We start from the raw sequence: 19,792 nt of genomic DNA on the forward strand, positions 1-19,792 counted from the left end.
AGGTAATCGCTATGATTAGTGTATTTGATATCTATAAAATCGGTGTTGGTCCATCGAGCTCACACACAGTTGGACCAATGAAAGCGGGTAAAGAATTTATTGATGACCTACGTTCAATGGGAAAATTGCGCGACATCACTAAAATCACCGTGGACGTATATGGATCACTATCACTGACAGGGAAAGGTCACCACACAGATATCGCAATCATCATGGGTCTTGCTGGCAATACTCCTGAGCGTGTTGATATCGATTCTATTGCTGGCTTCATTGCTCGCGTAGAAGAAACTGAGCGCCTTCCTGTTGGCATGCACTGTCATACAGTATCGTTCCCACGCGATGGCGGTATGAACTTCCACACTAGCAACCTTTCTCTACACGAGAACGGCATGAGCATTCATGCATGGGTTGGTGACGAAGTTGCATACTCAAAAACGTACTACTCAATTGGTGGCGGTTTCATCGTTGACGAAGAGAACTTCGGCAAAGAAGAAGAAAACCCAATCAAAGCACCTTACGAATTCACAACAGCTGAAGAGCTGGTTAATCAGTGCAAAGAAAGCGGTCTTTCTATCAGTACACTGGTTATGAAAAACCAAGCAGCGTTCCACTCAGACGAAGAGTCTCGCACTTACTTCGCTAACATCTGGAAAACTATGCGTGAGTGTATGGATCGCGGTATGAATACTGAAGGTATCCTGCCTGGTCCACTACGTGTTCCTCGCCGTGCAGCAGCACTTCGCCAACAGCTAATGACTTCAGAAAAAACAACCAATGATCCAATGTCGGTTGTTGACTGGGTAAACATGTTTGCTTTCGCAGTAAACGAAGAAAATGCAGCTGGCGGCCGTGTAGTAACGGCACCAACAAACGGCGCATGTGGCATCATCCCTGCTGTATTGGCTTACTACGATAAGTTCATCCAAACAGTGACAGAGAAAGATTACATCCGTTACTTCGCAGCTTCTGGCGCGATCGGTGGTCTTTACAAGCGTAACGCTTCAATCTCTGGTGCTGAAGTTGGCTGTCAGGGTGAAGTTGGTGTGGCATGCTCTATGGCTGCTGCTGGTCTTGCTGAGCTTATGGGTGGTAGCCCTGAGCAAGTATGTATGGCTGCAGAAATCGGCATGGAGCACAACCTAGGTCTAACATGTGACCCAGTTGCTGGCCAAGTACAAGTACCATGTATCGAGCGTAACGGTATTGCTGCAGTTAAAGCAATCAACTCGACTCGTATGGCGCTTCGTCGCTCTTCTGCTCCTACTGTTTCTCTAGATAAAGTTATCGAAACAATGCTAGAAACAGGTAAAGACATGAACGCTAAATACCGTGAGACATCTCAAGGTGGTTTGGCTGTTAAGGTTGTTTGTTAATCATTCTGAATTAATAAACCGATAATAAAAAAGGAACGCCGCGGCGTTCCTTTTTTGTATCTGAAGCTTTTGGAGCTAAAGCTTGGTGACTGATTGATTCAACCGACCAAATTGTTTTGTTAAATCACTTGCGAGATAAGCAGGAAACAACCAAACAGCAGTGAGAACAACATCATTGCGCTGCCACCTTCTGCTCGGTATCGGTCATCAGCAACTTTCATGAAGCGCTGCTTGTGAACCATAACCAGAGGAACAAACACCGCTAGGAACACCAAGATGATGCCTGCGTAATTCAGCACTTGTAGGAACTTGTCTGCAGCAAGCAATGAACCCGCCAACGGCAAGATAAAGCTAATGCAGTACGTTACCGCTGTATTTTGGTTGAACATGTCTTTGTTCTGGTTGAACAACGCCATTGCTACGCCAAAGAAAGAAGTCAACAACGCCAAGCCAGTGAAGGTAGACAAGACGTTACCCACCCAAGGAGACTGAGCCTCAAACGCCGCCATCAAATCTGATACGTTCTCAAAGCTACGGAATTGCTCTTCACTCAAGTTACCCACTACCGCAAACAACCAACACAAGTAACACACTAATGGGATCAGAGAACCGATGATCACCATGTTACGCAGCTGTTTGTCTGTCGCTTCGTGGTTGTAAGAAACCAAGGTTGGAATCACCACCATAAAGCCAAAGCTCGTAAACAGGATGGCACTGGTTTTGATTAGGTCAACGTGGTCATGGCTGGTTACCTGCATCAAGTTTTCTTGAGTCATGCTCGGCGCTAAGAAGGCCATGGTTGCAAACAAACTAGCAAGCATCACGAAGAACAATGCTCGATTGAGCTTATCAATCACACCAGTACCACTTGCGACTACTGCGCCAGCAAGCAAGGTAAACACGGTTTGGCTGGTAGTCGCGGTAATTTCGACGCCAAAGTTAGACAGTAACTTACTCAGCAAGTCACCTGCGCCCAGAATGTAAGCCATTAATAGGCAAATCAACAACGCGTATAGCAAGCCGTTGGTAAGCAACTGACCTTGTTTACCCAAGGTTTTTCGGGCAATAGAGTTTAATCCTAGACCGCCACCCGCTTTGATGGTCGCTTCTAGAAGTAGTAATGCTGCGTAAGTCGTACCGAAACAGATCAGTACCATAAGCAGTGTGCCGTAAAGCAATCCGAATTGAGCTAATACCATTGGGATCGCAAGCATACCAGCACCGAGAGCGGTACCAGCGATAATTAGGGAGCTACCCATCATTTTAATATTCATTGTTTTTAACTTATTTGTTTAGTTTTTATAGATGTGAGTCTTCGTTCATCGAGCGGATGACAAAGGAGTTCAGATAGAAATAAAGTTATAAAACGAATAACAATAGGAGCGATAAGCGGTAAAGAAGCGTGCAGAGACGTTGTCGAACAGGGCGTTCAAAGGGGAGCTTGTCTTAAAAGAGGTAAAACGAGAAGCGTGAGTAAGCATTAACTGATGTGGTGAACCTTCCGTAGGTTCAATAATCGGTGATGTAATCTTGAATTTCATGTATGTGTCCAATAAGTCACATTCCATAGTATTTGAAGCAGCGTATCCGTTGCTGCCCTACCTCTATCATAGAGGTCTTTTCATCTTATCGAATGAGCCTCGAAACACAACGCTATAACCACAATTTTTGCTATTAAATTGAACAAAACAACCATTTGGATATAAATTGACCACTAAGTCGTCTAAAACAATAGTCTTTATTGATAAAAGACAAGCGGACAAATACATCGAGCTAATTAACAACCTAGGCTTTTCTAATTATCAGCACAATCAAAACTCGATGCTGCACTTCAATTTTCCCAAAACAACAGTCTGTTTTAAGAACAGCGAGGAGCTTGAAGCGCGTTCCATTTCAACATCAGGTTCCGCACAAACTTGCTACATCACAGAAGCATAACCACAACCGGAGTGTGGTCACACAATTCGTTATACCCCATAGGTGGTAGGAATTCTTACTAGTACAGTATTTGCGTCATTATAATTAATAAAAACAAACACCTTATGCGCTCAACAATCACCTTTAAAATCCTAGTGGCCCTCGCCATCGTGTTCACCTTTTTGCTGGCAATATCGACCTATTTCCAATATTCGCAACAAAAGCAACTTGTAAACTCAGTGTTAAGTGAGCAGCTTCACGACAAAGCAAGTAACTACTTCGATAGCCTCAATATGATGATGCTCACCGGCACCATGGCACAAAAAGAGACCCTTCGTCAGAAAGCACTGGCTCAAGAAGGCATTGAAGACGTTCGTGTTTTACGCGCCGACGCTGTCAGCAAGTTATATGGCCCAGGTAATGACAACCAAACACCGGTTGACGATATTGATAAACGAGCGCTAGCGGGCGAAACCGTTATCGAACCTTTTTCTGCTGATTGGGGCAAAGGCTTGGTTATTGCTCTGCCAATGAAGTCGAGTGAAGATTACCGAGGAACCAATTGTGTCGCCTGTCATATGGCACCAGAAGGTGAAGTCTTGGGTGCGATTCGTCTCGAATATAACCTTAACCATGTTAACTCGCTGATTAACACTCAAACCATGGCTGCTATTGGCATTATGGCAGTGATCTCGTTTGCCGGATTTGTCCTTACGATGGGATTAATTCGTAAGATTATCGTGCGCCCGCTGCAACAGACTTCTCGCTTTATGACCCAAGTCAGCAACGATAAAAACCTATCCACTCGCCTGCCGGAACAAAGCAAGGATGAGATTGGCACGCTGGCTAACTCCATCAACTCGTTCATGGGAACCGTATCTGACAGCTTAGAAAAGGTACAAAGCACCTCGCACAAGTTAAATGCGTCTGCCAACCAACTGACTAGTGTCGCGCAAATTACCGAGCAAGCCGCCAGCGACCAGCAAAGCGAAACCGCAGAAGTGCAACACAATGTCGAAGGAATACAGGCACAGCAAGTCAATGTAGAACAAGCGACTTTAACAGCTTCAGAGCTTATCAATCACACCGCTGATGTGGCGTGTAAGAGTGCCAACCAAGCACACGAAGCAAGCAGTGAGATAAAAAACCTCGTTAGCAGCATAGAAGAAGTGAAACACAAAATACTGACACTCAATGAGCAAACCGGAGAGGTCTCTTCAATATTGAGTGTGATTCGTGGCATTGCTGACCAAACCAATCTTCTGGCCTTGAATGCAGCAATTGAAGCGGCACGTGCGGGAGAACAAGGTCGTGGGTTTGCGGTGGTGGCTGATGAAGTTCGCCATCTTGCATCACGAACCGCTGAAGCAACAGGCAGTATTGAGTCAATCATTCATCAGTTCCAGCAAGGCAGCGAAGAGTCGCTGACTTCTGCCGATCGCGTTTGCGAACAAGCCCATCAAAGCTCAACCGATATCGACGCACTTTCAATTGAAATGAATGGTGTGGTCGAAGAGATGAAACAGGTGCTGGCTCACGCACAGAATATTCAGCAGCAAACGCAATCCACCACACAAGCGACTCAAGATGTTCAACAAAAGGTTGAAACCATCACCTCTCACGCCAACAACACATCGCAATCCGCGGCTGAAACTCGCAACATCAGCAATGACTTAGAAGAGCTATCTGATCATCTTGAATCGCTGATTAATCAGTTTACTTTGTCGAGTACAAAGAAGAAGTCATAGATCGCCAACAAAAAAGCGCTCAACAATGAGCGCTTTATCTTCATAGCAACGTCTAATTCAGGCTTTCAGGCTTTCAGGCTTTAAAAGAACCGTAAACCAAGATTAGTGCGTAATGGAAACCGCGGTTAAGTCTTTATGCTTGTGATACATCGCGTGTTTGACTATCAGGTTCGCACTCACGCTATCCATTCCTGACACTTCAACGTAAGCCCCTTTTTTACGGAACTTGAACACAACCTTATCAAGCGCCTCGACCGAGGTATTATCTAAGAATGACGCATCCGATATATCGATGGTCACTAAAGAGGTCGCGTTGTCATAATCAAATAAGTCGACAAACGCATCTGACGAAGCAAAGAAGACATGGCCTTTTACTCGGTGAATGGTGTGCATTTCGTTTGTCACGACTTCATCGGATATAAACACCATGGATTTGCTGGCATGTGCATAAAACAGAGCCGACAGCACCACGCCAACCGCAACACCTATTGCTAAATTATGAGTAAACACCACCACCGCCACGGTTGCTAGCATGGTTACATTGGTTGGCAGTGTGTGATCTTTAAGCTCAACAATGGAACGCCATGAGAATGTGCCGATAGAAACCATGATCATCACAGACACTAAAGCGGCCATCGGTATCAGCTTCAACCAATCAGAAACAAACACCACCATTAGCAACAAAACCACCCCAGCGATCATGCTGGACAATCGGGTTAAGCCACCTGATTTGATGTTAATGATCGACTGACCGATCATTGCGCAGCCCGCCATTCCACCAAAAAGGGAAGCCACGATGTTCGCAACGCCCTGCCCTTTACACTCATTGTTTTTATTGCTTTCAGTATCAGTCAGGTCATCGACTATGGTCGCTGTCATCAAGGATTCCAACAAGCCAACCAGAGACAGAGCAATCGAATATGGCAGGATGGTTGCAAGCGTCTCAAACGTGAATGGAATATTAGGAATCAAGAACACAGGCAGTGAATCGGGAAGCTTTCCCATATCGCCAATCGTTCTCACATCTAAGCCGAAGAGCAAACTAATGATTGTCAGAGCAACAATCGCGACCAGTGGGGAAGGTATTGCACGACCAAACTTGGGAAAATAAGGAAGCAGATAAATGATCGCCAAACCCAAAGCGACTAACACGTAAACGCTTGACGGGAAGTTGATTAATTCAGGAAGTTGAGCCATGAAAATTAGAATGGCGAGCGCGTTAACAAATCCAGTAATCACCGATTTGGAAACGAAATTCATCAGGTTACCAAGCTTGAGATACCCAGCTGCGATCTGAATGACGCCAGCTAGAAATGAAGCGGCGAGTAGATATTCTAGTCCGTGCTCTCTCACTAAAGTGACCATTAGTAGCGCCATAGCGCCTGTTGCACCGGAAATCATTCCCGGACGACTGCCAACCAAAGCAGTGACGACACAAATACAGAACGAGGCATAGAGCCCTACTTTAGGGTCAACGCCTGCAATAATTGAAAATGCGATGGCTTCAGGGATCAATGCGAGTGCAACCACAATCCCAGATAATGAATCTCCTTTAACGTTTGATAACCAATGTTTTTTTAAATAATTAAGCATGTAATTCTCTTTTACTTGTACAGCCAGTCCTGCCTTGTTGAGACATAATTTGATCGACTGTTTTTCTTGAATGAGCGAGCGCTCGAAAAGTGCGGGTGTAGAGAGAATGCAGGGGTTAAGGCGGCGTAATTAACACGTAGATATTAAACTCCTCTTGTACTTTAGTGGGAAATTAAGAAGGTGATCAAGTCCAAAATGACTGAATCCGCGCCAATATAGAGTGAGTCTCAACACAATCACACTCCCATTATTGAAAACAAAGGTTTCGATTACCCCATGCTCGTTCAGCAGCTCACATAGGGTGAAAGGTAAGGCTGACGCTAAGATCGAACAAAAAACACACCCTCAAACCTATTTATCGTCAGTAGACACAATATTTCTTTCACCAAGCAAGAATAAAGGTTGAAGCTGTCGGTATGACAGGTAATATGTTCAATCGATTTAAAAAGTTTATACAACTTAATGTTTCGGCTAATTATTGTGCAAATGTATATTTATTTGCAGCAATGCCAGAGACTTTGAGTTGAATTTGTCCCTCAATGGAGAATGAAATCAACATGACTTACGCGCCTGTAACAGACGTACTTGGCGGCAAGCTAGCGGTAGACAGTGAAGTAACTGTTCGCGGCTGGATCCGTTCACGTCGTGATTCCAAAGCTGGAATCTCTTTCCTTGCCATTTATGACGGCTCTTGTTTCGACCCGATTCAGGCCGTGGTTCCTAATAATCTTAATAATTACGAAAACGAAGTATTAAAGCTAACAACTGGCTGCTCTGTTGAAGTAACGGGTAAGATTGTTGAGTCTCCTGCGAAAGGTCAAGACTTCGAACTAGCAGCAACTGACGTTAAAGTTGTAGGCTGGGTTGAAGACGCTGACACTTACCCAATGGCTAAGACGCGTCACTCTATCGAGTACCTTCGTGAAGTTGCTCACCTACGTCCACGTACAAACGTGATTGGCGCAGTAGCACGTGTACGTAACTGTCTATCTCAAGCGATTCACCGTTTCTACCACGAGCAAGGTTTCTTCTGGACTTCTGCTCCGCTTATTACTGCATCTGATGCAGAAGGCGCTGGTGAAATGTTCCGTGTTTCTACGCTAGACATGGAAAACCTACCACGCACTGAAAAAGGCGACGTAGACTTCAACGAAGATTTTTTCGGTAAAGAGACGTTCCTAACAGTATCTGGCCAACTTAATGCTGAAGCTTATGCTTGTGCACTAAGCAAGGTTTACACGTTCGGTCCTACGTTCCGTGCTGAAAACTCAAACACAAGCCGCCACCTAGCTGAGTTCTGGATGGTTGAGCCTGAAGTTGCGTTTGCAGACCTTAACGATGTAGCGAAACTGGCTGAAGACATGCTTAAGTACGTTTTCGCTGCTGTTCTTGAAGAGCGCCGCGACGACCTTGAGTTCTTCGCTTCTCGCATCGACAAGCAAGCAATTACTCGTCTAGAGCAATTCGTAGACGCTGATTTCGCACAAGTTGACTACACTGACGCAATCCAAATCCTACTAGACTCTGGTAAGAAATTTGAGTTTGACGTTGAGTGGGGCATCGACATGTCTTCTGAGCATGAGCGTTACCTAGCTGAAGAGCACTTCAAAGCACCTGTTATTGTTAAGAACTACCCGAAAGACATCAAAGCTTTCTACATGCGCTTAAACGACGACGGCAAAACAGTTGCAGCAATGGACGTACTTGCACCAGGCATCGGTGAAATCATCGGTGGTGCACAACGTGAAGAGCGTCTAGACATTCTAGACGAGCGTATGATTGCTATGGGTATCGACCCTGAGCACATGAGCTGGTACCGCGACCTACGTAAATACGGTACAGTGCCACACGCTGGTTTCGGTCTTGGTTTCGAGCGTCTAGTATCTTACGTAACAGGTATGGGTAACGTTCGTGACGTGATTCCATTCCCACGTACACCACGCTCTGCAAACTTCTAATTCGAAACCTATTCGATATTAAAAGTTAAGAACAAACAAAAACCTCCGCACTTGCGGAGGTTTTTTTATGTTCGGAATAAAACGAGTCCAGATGCTTCTGCGTGCCACTATCTGAGACTCATTATTTCAAAAGCTAATCCACATCTTGGTCGATAGCGTATTTTATTGCAAGACCGCAAATTGCCATCATAACGAATGGGATCGCGGCAGTGGTGTATTCCGCCCACGCCATATCAGCGAATGCTTTTGCCAGCAGTACGTGGCCGAGAATAAGCAGAAGCGCACACACAATAGCGACAATAATCAGCTTAACTTCATTTCCCATAGTCATTTTCAACATAACGGTATCTCCAATATTTGGTCTACCGTTATTGAATCACAACTCTTTGGTCAATTAGGCGTACAGTTACCCCACAAACAACCCGTACAGTTGGAATGATTGTCTTTTTTATGAGGGACTTAAGGTTTTACGAATGCGTAAGTTGATGTGCCAGTTTGCCAAGCCAGATGAGCGCCTGTTCTTTCTCTTCTGTCAGTTCATAAGAGAAGTTCAATCGTATCGCGTTATCCACTCTGCCATGCTCACTAAACAGATCGCCAGATGCAACGCTAATACCTTGTTCGATAGCCAGTTGATGAAACTGTTGGCTGTCGAATTTTTCAGAAAAGCGAATCCATATCAAGTAACCACCAGCCGGCTCTTCAATCTCGATTGAATGCGGAAAGTACTGCTTAATGACATCGATAAATCGCTCTTTCCTGACGACAAGGTTTTTACGCAGTTTACGAAGGTGATTGTCGTAGCTTTCATGCGTTAAGAAATGAGCGACACCAAGTTGAACAGGAGCGCTACTCGATAACGTAGAAAGAAGCTGTAACTTTTGAATCGCGTCGTTAAAACGCGTGTTCACAACCCACCCTACTCGATAACCAGGACACAAACTTTTTGAATACGACCCACAAAGCAAGACGGAATCGGTCTTATCGAAGGCCTTTAGTGGCTTCGGCTTATGCCCTTCGTAATAAAGATCGCCATACACGTCATCTTCAATAATGTAGGTTCCATGCTGTTCTGCAATCTCTACCACACGGCGCTTTGCCTGTTCCGACAAACTGGTTCCCGTTGGGTTTTGAAAAGTCGTCATCAGCCAACACGCTTTAACATCTTGGTTTTGTAGCGCGTTTTCAAACTGCTCTATATTCAACCCATTGATTGGGCAAACGTCCACTTCGATAGGGTTAAGCCCGAGCCTCTCGACAGCCTGCAGAGCACCATAGAAGGCGGGAGACTCAATCACGACGTTATCACCCGACTTGGTGACCGTTTGCAGGCTCAAGTTGAGCGCTTCCATAGCACCCGACGTAATCACGATGTCTTGATGATTAACCGTAATCCCTTGCTGCAGATAACGCTGTGCGATTTGCCTTCTCAAGGACTCACTGCCCGGTGGTAAATTATTTATCACACTCGCGCCAGTCATCTTCCTACCCGCGCTGGCAAGGTTTCGAGTCAAGGTAGGTAACGGGAAAAGGTCGGGATCTGGGAATGCAGAGCCGAAAGGAATCACACCTTCGGCTGAACTCGACTTCAAGAAATCAAATAAGCGGTCATTAATGGCTTTCTTTTCACTAACGAGTGGCTGTGCGTAGTCAACGCCGTCCAGCCTTGGCGCTACAAAGTAGCCCGACTGAGGTTTAGCGATGATCCACCCTTCGCTTTCTAGCAACTGGTAGGCTTGTAAGACAGTACTATTGCTGACGTTGTAATTTCGACAACTCATGCGTACCGAAGGGATCTTCTCTCCGGATCGCCACGTATTGTTGGCTATCTGAGTTCGAATATCCTTTGCAAGCTCTTCATAACGCGCCATCTAATTGTACTACCTAGAGAAATTCTGTGAGCCGGTGATTTTATCACTTACGCCAACAACTATTGCTGCTATCCATATGATCGCACCTAATTTCCACAATAGTGTGAATTGGTTCACAGATAACTTTGTAAGCTTTGCTAAGTTTGTACCCAAGGTAGGAGCTAAGTTGGCTTTCTACCTCAATAATTTGATGTAACCCAAAAACATGCGAGATAACAATGAAAAAAATAGAAGCAGACCAATTAAGTTATAAAGGAGAGTCAAACGGTGTTCACAGTTGGACAACACCAAGCGGTCAGCCATATTACTGGCACCCAGATTGGCTCCATATTGCTGAAGATGCGACAGGCTCACATCCAAAGCAAAAGATCGATGTCGAACAAGACCAAGCACCAACGGAAAAACACGCGGTGTCTGCTATTCTGAAACACATCAACCAATGGGCTGCAGACAAACTAGCGTCTCACCCTGAGATTGAAACCGGCTCAATCGAAGCTGAAATCAATCTCAAAAAGTAACGGGGTAAAGTAGATAGCAAACTCAATCACTCGCGATTCTAACCAGTACACAGACTGAATAGCCTCGAACCTCGACCGAGGCTATTCAAGTATCTTCATAAAAATGCTGCAATAACCCCCACCTAGCTAACAAATCTCTAACACAAACCAGTTTCTTGTATCAATCCACGAAAGCTATCGATAGAATTTCCGGTCTTATTCACGTCACTTATGCTAATCATTCGCAATTCTAAAGTCGTGAATCAATGAATGCGCAAATCTAATAAGAATGAGAACAAAGGCTTACCGATGGATACTTCAAATTACAATCAATCGCTAACGACTAAGTTATACGTCATTGCTGGCGTGCTGTTTGGCACCTATGGCAGTCGGGTGTGCCCTATGCTCGATAGCTTAACGACGTTAGAGATTTTCACACAAGTCAGTATTGTGTTTATCTTATTATGGCTCGCACGTCGTTACCCATTGGCGCAACATACCTTGGTCAAGCAAGGCCGATTCGCGCAACTCGATACCCTGCTATTTTTTGCTGCAAGTGTGCCTTTCGCGCTCTACTACAACTTAAGCTATGAATTCACCATAGATAGTAATTTGAAGGTGCTGTTTGGCATGAGTCTATTCGGCTTATTTACCGGAACCATTCTTCAATTGAATGCCAAGCTCAGCCAAATGGATAAAATGGAGACGACTGGACAATTCGACTTCCAACTGGTTGGTGAAAGAAGTTCACTGGTCAAGCAGATGATAGGCTTGGTTATCGTGCTTCTGGTAACACTGACGACTATGTTGACGATGGTTGCCGTTAAAGACATCTTCTGGCTAGAACACAACCCTGACCGCTTATTGGATGGCACCGGCAAGATCAGCGTGATCAAAGAGTTTATTTATTTGGCTGTGGTACTGGGTGGCTACGCGATAACCATCATGACGCTTTGGAGTAAGCTAATTAAGCGTATTCTCCTAAGCCAAGAGCACGCATTAAACAAAGTCACCAATGGCGAGCAAGGCGTTCGCTTACCTATTTTCGGCTACAACGAGCTTGGATCAATGGCATCTATGACCAATACCATGCTTGATAGCCTTGAAACCGCGCAAAACGAAGTGAAAACCACACGTGACGTGGCCATTGTGAGCTTATCGGCATTGGCTGAATCTCGAGACAATGAAACGGGCGCACATATCCTAAGAACTCAAGAGTACGTCAAGGTACTCGCACAAGAGCTCAGCAAATCAGAAACCCACTCAAGCTTGTTAACTCCAAACTACATCGAGTTGCTCTACAAATCTGCGCCTTTGCACGACGTGGGCAAAGTAGGTGTTCCTGATAGTGTGTTATTGAAGCCGGGCAAATTGACGGACGAAGAGTTTGAGATAATGAAAGGTCACCCCGCGATTGGGGCTGAAGCGTTATCTATTGCAGAAAAGCAGTTGGGAAGTAGCTCTTTCTTAAGAGTCGCAAAGGAGATATCTCTGACTCACCACGAGAAATGGAATGGCAGTGGTTATCCTAATCAGTTGTCTGGTGAAGATATCCCGTTATCTGGCCGTTTAATGGCATTAGCTGATGTTTATGATGCGCTCATCTCGAAGCGAGTCTACAAGCCACCCTTTACTCATGAACAAGCTAAACAGATCATCTTAAAGGGCAATGGGACGCATTTTGATCCGCAAGTTGTCCAAGCTTTTCTGGTCGTCGAACAAGCGTTTGTTTCAATTGCTGCGACCTACAAAGATGGCAAAAATGTAGCGAGTGAACTCGAGCGCGAAAGCTTTATTGCTCAACCTGCGTAATCTATTCAAAATCCACTAACTTCTTGCACCCTATAGGTTAATCCGTAGGGTGTTTTGTTATCAAATATCCTCTTTAGTCAATAAATCTGATTGAAATGGATTTTTTTTGGTCTTTCTGTTCACTTCGTATTGTCTTAAAAATTCCATACAGGTATAACTACCCATAGATACTATCCCCTCTCAATTGACATGGATGAAGATTATGTTTGAAAAAGTGTTAGCTGCTCCCGCCGATCCTATCCTCGGCCTTACTGAAGAGTTTAAAAAAGACTCTCGTGCAGAGAAAATCAACCTTGGCGTTGGCATCTACAAAAATGAAGATGGTCAAACACCAGTACTTAAAACAGTAAAGAAAGCAGAAGCTGCACTTCTTGAAAACGAAAAAACCAAATCTTACCTAACGATTGAAGGTACAGCTGAATACGGTCTAGCGGTTCAGAAACTTCTTTTCGGTTCAGACGCAGAGATCGTTGCATCTCAACGCGCTAAAACAGCACAAGCTCCAGGTGGTACAGGTGCACTTCGCGTAGCGGGTGAATTCATCAAGCGCCAACTGGGCGAAGTGAAAATCTGGATCAGTAACCCAACTTGGGCTAACCACAACGGCGTTTTCGCAGCTGCGGGGATCGAAACTGCTCAATACAGCTACTACAACGCTGAAACTAAAGACAAAGACTTCGCTGGTATGGTTGCTGACCTAGAGAAAGCTTCTGAAGGCGATATCGTTCTTCTTCACGGCTGCTGTCACAACCCAACAGGTATCGACCCAACAACTGAAGAGTGGGAAGTACTGGCTAAATTGGTTGCTGAGAAGAAACTGCTGCCTCTATTCGATTTTGCTTACCAAGGTTTTGCAAAAGGCGTTGAAGAAGATGCTGCTGGCCTACGTATTTTTGCTCAATACAACAAAGAGATCCTTGTTGCTAGCTCGTTCTCTAAGAACTTCGGCTTGTACAACGAGCGTGTTGGTGCATTCACTCTGGTTGCTGAATCAGCAGACGTAGCAACGACAGCATTCTCTCAAGTTAAGAGCATTATCCGCTCTATCTACTCTAACCCACCAGCCCACGGCAGTGCTGTCGTTACTCACATCCTTGGTGATGCTGATCTACGTGCTGAATGGGAAGCAGAAGTGGCAGAAATGCGTGACCGTATCCAAGAGATGCGTGAACTATTCGTAACGACACTGAAATCAGAAGGTGTTGATGCAGACTTCACATTCATCGAACGTCAAAACGGCATGTTCTCGTTCTCAGGTCTAAGCAAAGAGCAAGTAACTCGCCTAAAAGACGAATTCGCAATCTACATTGTTGGTTCTGGCCGTATCAGTGTTGCTGGTATGACTAAGTCAAACATGGGTCCTCTATGTAAAGGTATCGCTGCGGTTCTTTAATCGAAAAGCGAAACCTGTATTTGCAGACCAATAGATGTGTAAAAGCCAGCAATTAAGCTGGCTTTTTTGTGTCTGTCTCTTTGTATATAAGAGCTATTAGTGCACTTAGCCTTTTCGTTACTGGCTAATACTCTAGGAAAAATTCCACTCCTAGCTCGTGAGTACGCTCGCTACGAATTTTACCTTCACCATCTCGATGTTGATATGACCCACCAATCGCAAACTTATTGGTCACTAGATAACGTAAACCTAAGTGATAGACCTCTTCATCAAACAGGTCACTTCGATTCACTTGCACACTCCCGTTAGCTATCCAACGTTTCGCAAAGCCATAGTTAAGCTCAGCTTTTACCCCTTGGATGAACTCAGTGTCTGAAGATTCAGTTCGGTTGGTGTCATTATCTTCAACCTTACCTTTTGTGATACCAAGCAGGTAGTAAGCCACTATATCTAAATCTTTCTTAATGCTGTAACGGTAACCAACACCTGGCATCAGCGTATCAATTCGAGTTGTGGTGTCATCAGGGTGAATAAAGCGTGCGCTGTAGTCTCCCAGCAACAACCAATCATCCGTCATCGCGTAACTGACGCCTAATCCATACGACGAGGCGTTATTATTACTGCCTGCATCTTCATTTAAACTGCCCGAATGCGCCGTGGCATAAATATGGTCGTAATCTAAAATATCCACCGCGTTAGTGTCCGCCCACAAACTTGGAGAAAACATAAAAACCGCAGATACAAAACTAAGCTTCCACTTCGACATTCCTATCATCCTTAAACTGTCACTCCATTAATTGAAAGGTTAGTCTATCCATAAGACTTTAAAAAGGTTTTAGCTCACAGATTGATTTGTGACGGCAAAATATTATCAAATGTTGTACCATGAAATCATACAAACCAATGGATGATCATTATGGATGCTGAGTTATTAGAGATTCAAAACTTTCTGGCACAATACCCCCCTTTCACAGAACTCCCTGAGGAGATGTTGGCGAAAGTGACCAGTAGCGTGGAAATTTCTTATTACCGCCAAGATACCCCTATCATTCACTTTGGTGATCAAATTCATGACTTATATATCGTTCGAAGTGGCGAAGTCGAAGTCTACCGTCGTAAAGGCGAACTCTATAACCGCCTTGATGAAGGCCACTTGTTCGGGCAAATGGGTCTACTGACCAACAACAAGGTTCGTTTCCCAGTAAAAGCGACCGAAGATACTCTTCTCTACTGCATTCCTGAGCCAATTTTCCAAGAGCTCTACGACAACTACGACTCCTTTGCAGATTTCGTAGAAGTAGAAGACAACGCCCGTCTTCGCCAAGCAAACTCAGACAGCAACGACGCTAACGACCTAACAACATCCAAGGTTAAAACGCTGCTGACCAGCGAAGCGCCAATGATCGAAAAAACGCGCACGATTCAGCAAGCTGCAACCATGATGGCGCAAGATAATGTTTCCTCTTTGCTGATCATCGATCCAGAAATCGTTGAAGATGATGAAGATGACTCAACACCCGTGATTGGCATCATCACCGACCGAGATTTATGTACTCGCGTTTTAGCTGAAGGGCTTGACCCATCGGATGAAGTCTCTAGCGTAATGACACCTGAGGTTATCTCTCTCGATCACAATGCTTACGTATACGAAGCTATGATGACCATGCTTCGCTATAACGTGCATCATTTACCAGTGCTTAAAGATAAGAAGCCGATTGGTATTATCGAAGCGACCGATATTGTTCGTTATGAGTCTCAAAACTCGCTATTATTGGTAAGTAGTATCTTCCAGCAACAAAGTATCGAAGATCTGAAGGTGCTTTCCGAGCAAGTAAAAGACAGCTTTGTGCGCTTAGTTAACGAAGATGCCAACGCCCACATGGTGGGTACTGCAATGTCGGTAATTGGTCGTAGCTTTAAGCAGCGAATTATCGAACTGGGCGAAGAGAAATTGGGCAAGTCGCCTATTCCTTACTGTTTCCTCGCACTGGGCTCTATGGGGCGTGATGAGCAGCTGCTGGTTACCGACCAAGATAACGCAATCATTCTTGATGATACCTACGACGAGAAAAAGCACGGTAAATACTTTGAGGAGCTGTCGACCTTTATTTGTGATGGCTTAGATCAGTGTGGCTATGTGTATTGTACTGGCGATATCATGGCGACTAACCCAACGTGGCGTATGACTCGTCGACAATGGGAAGAGTGCTTTGCCGATTGGATTGATGATCCAAACCCGAAAGCACTGTTAAATGCTTCAATCTTCTTCGACTTAGATGGCGTTTATGGTCGTCTGAAATGGGCCGAGCAATTGAACAGCTTTATTGTTCGACGCGCACGTAAGAACAATCGCTTCTTGGCGTGCCTTGCACGTAACGCACTCAACCGTACACCTCCGCTCGGCTTCTTCAAAGATTTCGTGATGGAGAAAGATGGCCGTCACAACAACTCTATCAACCTTAAGCGTCGTGGTACTGCGCCACTCGCCGATTTGATTCGTGTTCACTCGCTCGCGGTAGCGTCTCGCTCTAAGAACTCGTTCGAACGCTTAGATGACATTATTGACGCCGGTATTCTGCCAAAAGGCCGAGCTCAAGATTTGAAAGATGCGATGGAGTTTATCTCTCTGGTTCGTATTCGCCACCAAGCACACGATGTCGACAACAACATCGAGCCTGATAACAACATCGAGCCAGAGAACCTGTCTGACTTCGAACGACGTAACCTAAAGGATGCATTCCAAATATTAAGTAATGCGCAAAACTTCCTTAAGTTCCGTTATCAAGCCAGCAACAAGTTTAAGTAGGGCCTATGAACAAACTATTCAGATCACCTGCGGTCGATTGGCCATTTAAGTTTGCTCAGAAGCTTGAACGAGCGAGAGACGAGCGCTTAAAGCACTTTTATAGCCAGCCTCTTCCTGCGCCTGATACGCCACTTTCAGAAGTGATGTTTTTGGCTGTCGACTTTGAGACAACGGGGTTAAACCCAAACAAAGACGGCATCATTACCATTGGTTTAGTGCCATTTACGCTCAATCGCATCTACTTGCGACAAGCCAAACACTGGACTCTAAGACCAAAACAGAAACTTGAAGAAGAGTCTGTCGTGATTCATGGCATCACTCACAATGACATCATTGATGCGCCAGACCTTAGCGAAGTGTTGGGCGAGATCTTAGAATCAATGGCGGGACATATCCCTGTGGTTCACTATCGTCGTATCGAACGTGACTTTTTGGACAATGCATTGAAAGTGCGACTCGGTGAAGGCATTGAGTTCCCAGTCCTCGACACGCTGGAGATTGAATCTCAGATCCAAAATAAACTGGCTGGCGGCTTGTGGAACAAGCTGAAAGGTAAGAAGCCAGCTTCAGTGAGACTGGGTCAGAGTCGTCGTCGATACCATCTGCCCGACTACACGCCGCATCATGCATTAACTGACGCTATTGCGACCGCTGAGCTACTCCAAGCGCAAATTGCTCATCACTTTGACTCTGAGATGCCTCTGAAGAGTTTCTGGCTCTAGCTGAGTTACGTAAGCTAAATACAAACACAAAGCCCATCAACTTTCCATTGGTGGGCTTTTTCATTTTTATCGTCTGTGTTTAAGCAACGGTTGGCCCGACTAAGCGCATTTCCCATAAGCGTTTAAACATATTATAACGTCACACCGCAGCAGTTCCGCTCTAATGGACGTCGAAAATCGTGATCGCTATTTGTCAGCGTGATTGGCATTATTACTTCCCAACCACAGACAACGTTTGGTAATAAAGACGCTTTTGCTGATACATATTCTCATCAGCGACTGAGAACAATTGCTCAACGTCTGTTGAATCACTAGAGGCTGCACCAATCGAGAATCTGACAGGAATAGAGATACCCGCTTTAGTCTCGATTGCCTGTTGCTCCTGAGCAATGTACAACTGCTCAGTCATCTTTGCGACATTGAGCGAACTCGACTCACCAGACGTTAAGGTAAGCACCGCAAATTCATCTCCACCCAAACGGTATAGATTACTGGCAGGTGTCAATTCGTGGCTGATTACGTCTACGCAGCGCTGTATCAGCTCATCCCCGATCTCATGCCCATGAACATCATTGGTCGTTTTCAAGCCATTGATATCAATAATGATCAAAGAAATCTGATTTTGATTGTCGTTAATGCTGCGTTTACTGAATTCGAGATCTTCATTAAAAGCTTTACGATTCAAACAGCCAGTCGGCATGTTAATCCGTGTAATATTTTCGAGCTCTAGCCAACCAGCTAACTGTTTTTGGTACATGTCAAAAATCAGAAGATCTTCTTCACTGAGGACATCAAATGAACTTGAACAAAAATACCCGATCGCCGTCCCCTGTGAGTCACAGAGTATCAGGTCAGCCTCGCCAGTCCGGTTAAAATGAAACTGAATCGAATGTTGAACAAGTAATGTCTTTAACTCTTGATCGACCATTTGAGGAATCAACCGATATTCAGCCGCGTGTCTTGATGATGCAAACTGAACGATCTTCAAAATACGATGCTTCTGGGATTCTTCACGCGCGAGCGAATTAGTTAACTTGCTGGTTTTCTCTTCGACTAAGTCCTCTAGCTGAACATTAAATCTTTCGAGTTTATCGTTACTTTCGGTAAGCTCACGGACTTGATATTGTATGCGACCCCACAAGGTTTCCAATAAACGACTCAGCGTGACGAACTCTGTAAAACGATGTTCATCCACACTATGAGTCGGTGACTGGTTATGCGAATACGACGTAACAGATTCAGCCAACAAGTTTAACTGCCCTGAGAACCAGCGGCTTAGGAACAGAGCAAACACAATCGAGATGGCAAGCGTCGCCACCAATATTCTGACAAAGACCACCTGAGCTTGTTGCATCTCTAATAAACGCTCACTGTCGGAAATATGATGTTTGACGTTCAGTACCAATTTGTCGGTAAAGAATGTGCTGTCGATAGAGATAATGTTCGCACTTTGTTCAGAAGATTGAGCATCCGTTGAATCAATATAGTTAAACTCAACCGACTCATTTTGATAAAGGAAAGGCGTCACTTTAGTCTTAAGTCTGTCATACCCCATAAGAACCACAAGATAACCCTGCGGCGTGTATGTAGAACCTTCTATCAAACGATAAGGTAAAATCGGCGCGACAAAAGCGATACCTGCAGCGGCATTATCCGCCACTTCAGTTTCGGTAAACTCGGTGTGGAACAATTTCCCTTGCCCATAAACCGATTGAGGACGTTTCAAGCTTTCTAATAACTGGCTCTGCTCAAAATGGTACAAGCTGCCTTTGCTGTCATAAATGGGCTTCCAGTTTTGGTCCAGAATATAAGTCGCGGACACACTCTCCGCTAGCGCATTGAAGCTATCCATCTTGTCCCAAACAACACTCGAGAAAAAGATATTACCACCCGCTTTAATCAATGATCGGTCATGCGAATACCATTGAGTTAGGCTCGCCGTCAGCTTAATTTGCTCTTGTACGGTTTGACGAATACCGGTCGTAGAGTTGTCCAGCTTGGTTTCTTTTTGCTCTAAAGAACTTTGGTTTTGTTTATTGAGAATCAACTGTCCCGCTAGGTAAACAGGAAGCATTGAGCAAGCCAGCAACACCAAGCCCATG

General features: G+C 44.8%; 15 protein-coding genes. 8 read left to right on the forward strand and 7 right to left on the reverse strand.

Annotation, left to right across the window (positions count from 1 at the left end; all coding sequences use genetic code 11):
* The first annotated feature begins 11 nt into the window (after nucleotides 1-11).
* Nucleotides 12-1,373 (forward strand): L-serine ammonia-lyase, encoded by a 1,362-nt coding sequence (locus tag AB4274_RS19705; protein ID WP_017060420.1) that lies wholly within the window; start codon nucleotides 12-14, stop codon nucleotides 1,371-1,373.
* 119 nt (nucleotides 1,374-1,492) lie between these two features.
* Here AB4274_RS19705 and AB4274_RS19710 read toward each other — a convergent pair whose 3' ends face one another.
* Together AB4274_RS19710 and AB4274_RS19715 are read right to left on the reverse strand one after the other, a co-directional pair.
* Nucleotides 1,493-2,635 carry an amino acid permease gene (locus tag AB4274_RS19710; RefSeq protein WP_017060419.1) on the reverse strand — a complete coding sequence of 381 codons (1,143 nt, stop codon included), beginning with the start codon at nucleotides 2,633-2,635 and terminating at the stop codon, nucleotides 1,493-1,495.
* Nucleotides 2,636-2,716: 81 nt separating this feature from the next.
* Complete coding sequence (locus tag AB4274_RS19715; protein ID WP_048611631.1) at nucleotides 2,717-2,914, reverse strand: hypothetical protein; 198 nt, start codon at nucleotides 2,912-2,914, stop codon at nucleotides 2,717-2,719.
* Nucleotides 2,915-3,415: 501 nt separating this feature from the next.
* Between AB4274_RS19715 and AB4274_RS19720 the strand changes: the two genes are divergently transcribed.
* Complete coding sequence (locus AB4274_RS19720; protein ID WP_017065420.1) at nucleotides 3,416-5,038, forward strand: methyl-accepting chemotaxis protein; 1,623 nt, start codon at nucleotides 3,416-3,418, stop codon at nucleotides 5,036-5,038.
* 102 nt (nucleotides 5,039-5,140) lie between these two features.
* Here the strand turns inward: AB4274_RS19720 and AB4274_RS19725 are convergent, their stop codons facing one another.
* Complete coding sequence (locus AB4274_RS19725; protein WP_229647224.1) at nucleotides 5,141-6,631, reverse strand: SulP family inorganic anion transporter; 1,491 nt, start codon at nucleotides 6,629-6,631, stop codon at nucleotides 5,141-5,143.
* Between the two features lie 557 nt (nucleotides 6,632-7,188).
* Between AB4274_RS19725 and asnS the strand changes: the two genes are divergently transcribed.
* Nucleotides 7,189-8,589, forward strand: a complete 1,401-nt coding sequence (gene asnS, locus AB4274_RS19730; RefSeq protein WP_017060416.1) for an asparagine--tRNA ligase — start codon at nucleotides 7,189-7,191, stop codon at nucleotides 8,587-8,589.
* A gap of 133 nt (nucleotides 8,590-8,722) precedes the next feature.
* Here asnS and AB4274_RS19735 read toward each other — a convergent pair whose 3' ends face one another.
* Nucleotides 8,723-8,929, reverse strand: coding sequence for a hypothetical protein (locus tag AB4274_RS19735; RefSeq protein ID WP_004734707.1), 207 nt, complete (start codon nucleotides 8,927-8,929; stop codon nucleotides 8,723-8,725).
* Between the two features lie 127 nt (nucleotides 8,930-9,056).
* A complete protein-coding gene (locus tag AB4274_RS19740) occupies nucleotides 9,057-10,460 on the reverse strand; it encodes a PLP-dependent aminotransferase family protein (RefSeq protein WP_017065418.1) in 1,404 nt (467 codons plus the stop codon).
* A gap of 218 nt (nucleotides 10,461-10,678) precedes the next feature.
* Between AB4274_RS19740 and AB4274_RS19745 the strand changes: the two genes are divergently transcribed.
* From AB4274_RS19745 to AB4274_RS19755, 3 genes are all read left to right on the forward strand, one after another.
* Nucleotides 10,679-10,978: a hypothetical protein gene (locus tag AB4274_RS19745; RefSeq protein ID WP_017060414.1), complete on the forward strand. Its 300-nt coding sequence runs from the start codon at nucleotides 10,679-10,681 to the stop codon at nucleotides 10,976-10,978.
* Between the two features lie 249 nt (nucleotides 10,979-11,227).
* Nucleotides 11,228-12,769: an HD-GYP domain-containing protein gene (locus tag AB4274_RS19750; protein ID WP_372113020.1), complete on the forward strand. Its 1,542-nt coding sequence runs from the start codon at nucleotides 11,228-11,230 to the stop codon at nucleotides 12,767-12,769.
* 202 nt (nucleotides 12,770-12,971) lie between these two features.
* Entirely contained in the window at nucleotides 12,972-14,162 is a 1,191-nt protein-coding gene (locus AB4274_RS19755) for an amino acid aminotransferase (protein WP_017065416.1), read from the forward strand.
* 124 nt (nucleotides 14,163-14,286) lie between these two features.
* Here the strand turns inward: AB4274_RS19755 and AB4274_RS19760 are convergent, their stop codons facing one another.
* Complete coding sequence (locus AB4274_RS19760; protein WP_017068768.1) at nucleotides 14,287-14,928, reverse strand: outer membrane beta-barrel protein; 642 nt, start codon at nucleotides 14,926-14,928, stop codon at nucleotides 14,287-14,289.
* Nucleotides 14,929-15,078: 150 nt separating this feature from the next.
* Between AB4274_RS19760 and AB4274_RS19765 the strand changes: the two genes are divergently transcribed.
* Together AB4274_RS19765 and AB4274_RS19770 are read left to right on the forward strand one after the other, a co-directional pair.
* Nucleotides 15,079-16,968 carry a DUF294 nucleotidyltransferase-like domain-containing protein gene (locus AB4274_RS19765; RefSeq protein WP_017060410.1) on the forward strand — a complete coding sequence of 630 codons (1,890 nt, stop codon included), beginning with the start codon at nucleotides 15,079-15,081 and terminating at the stop codon, nucleotides 16,966-16,968.
* Nucleotides 16,969-16,973: 5 nt separating this feature from the next.
* Complete coding sequence (locus tag AB4274_RS19770) at nucleotides 16,974-17,690, forward strand: 3'-5' exonuclease (RefSeq protein WP_017060409.1); 717 nt, start codon at nucleotides 16,974-16,976, stop codon at nucleotides 17,688-17,690.
* Between the two features lie 211 nt (nucleotides 17,691-17,901).
* Here the strand turns inward: AB4274_RS19770 and AB4274_RS19775 are convergent, their stop codons facing one another.
* Nucleotides 17,902-19,791, reverse strand: a complete 1,890-nt coding sequence (locus AB4274_RS19775; RefSeq protein ID WP_229647311.1) for a GGDEF domain-containing protein — start codon at nucleotides 19,789-19,791, stop codon at nucleotides 17,902-17,904.
* Between the last annotated feature and the right edge of the window lies 1 nt (nucleotide 19,792).

Source organism: Vibrio sp. 10N.261.55.A10 (assembly GCF_041470825.1).
Lineage (GTDB): Bacteria > Pseudomonadota > Gammaproteobacteria > Enterobacterales > Vibrionaceae > Vibrio > Vibrio crassostreae_C.

Excerpts from the sequence above, each read along its gene's own strand:
- AB4274_RS19705 (WP_017060420.1), top strand. The coding sequence starts at position 12 with ATGATTAGTGTATTTGATATCTATAAAATCGGTGTTGGTCCATCGAGC.
- AB4274_RS19710 (WP_017060419.1), bottom strand. The coding sequence starts at position 2,635 with ATGATGGGTAGCTCCCTAATTATCGCTGGTACCGCTCTCGGTGCTGGT.
- AB4274_RS19715 (WP_048611631.1), bottom strand. The coding sequence starts at position 2,914 with ATGAAATTCAAGATTACATCACCGATTATTGAACCTACGGAAGGTTCA.
- AB4274_RS19720 (WP_017065420.1), top strand. The coding sequence starts at position 3,416 with ATGCGCTCAACAATCACCTTTAAAATCCTAGTGGCCCTCGCCATCGTG.
- AB4274_RS19725 (WP_229647224.1), bottom strand. The coding sequence starts at position 6,631 with ATGCTTAATTATTTAAAAAAACATTGGTTATCAAACGTTAAAGGAGAT.
- asnS (WP_017060416.1), top strand. The coding sequence starts at position 7,189 with ATGACTTACGCGCCTGTAACAGACGTACTTGGCGGCAAGCTAGCGGTA.
- AB4274_RS19735 (WP_004734707.1), bottom strand. The coding sequence starts at position 8,929 with ATGTTGAAAATGACTATGGGAAATGAAGTTAAGCTGATTATTGTCGCT.
- AB4274_RS19740 (WP_017065418.1), bottom strand. The coding sequence starts at position 10,460 with ATGGCGCGTTATGAAGAGCTTGCAAAGGATATTCGAACTCAGATAGCC.
- AB4274_RS19745 (WP_017060414.1), top strand. The coding sequence starts at position 10,679 with ATGAAAAAAATAGAAGCAGACCAATTAAGTTATAAAGGAGAGTCAAAC.
- AB4274_RS19750 (WP_372113020.1), top strand. The coding sequence starts at position 11,228 with ATGCGCAAATCTAATAAGAATGAGAACAAAGGCTTACCGATGGATACT.
- AB4274_RS19755 (WP_017065416.1), top strand. The coding sequence starts at position 12,972 with ATGTTTGAAAAAGTGTTAGCTGCTCCCGCCGATCCTATCCTCGGCCTT.
- AB4274_RS19760 (WP_017068768.1), bottom strand. The coding sequence starts at position 14,928 with ATGTCGAAGTGGAAGCTTAGTTTTGTATCTGCGGTTTTTATGTTTTCT.
- AB4274_RS19765 (WP_017060410.1), top strand. The coding sequence starts at position 15,079 with ATGGATGCTGAGTTATTAGAGATTCAAAACTTTCTGGCACAATACCCC.
- AB4274_RS19770 (WP_017060409.1), top strand. The coding sequence starts at position 16,974 with ATGAACAAACTATTCAGATCACCTGCGGTCGATTGGCCATTTAAGTTT.
- AB4274_RS19775 (WP_229647311.1), bottom strand. The coding sequence starts at position 19,791 with ATGGGCTTGGTGTTGCTGGCTTGCTCAATGCTTCCTGTTTACCTAGCG.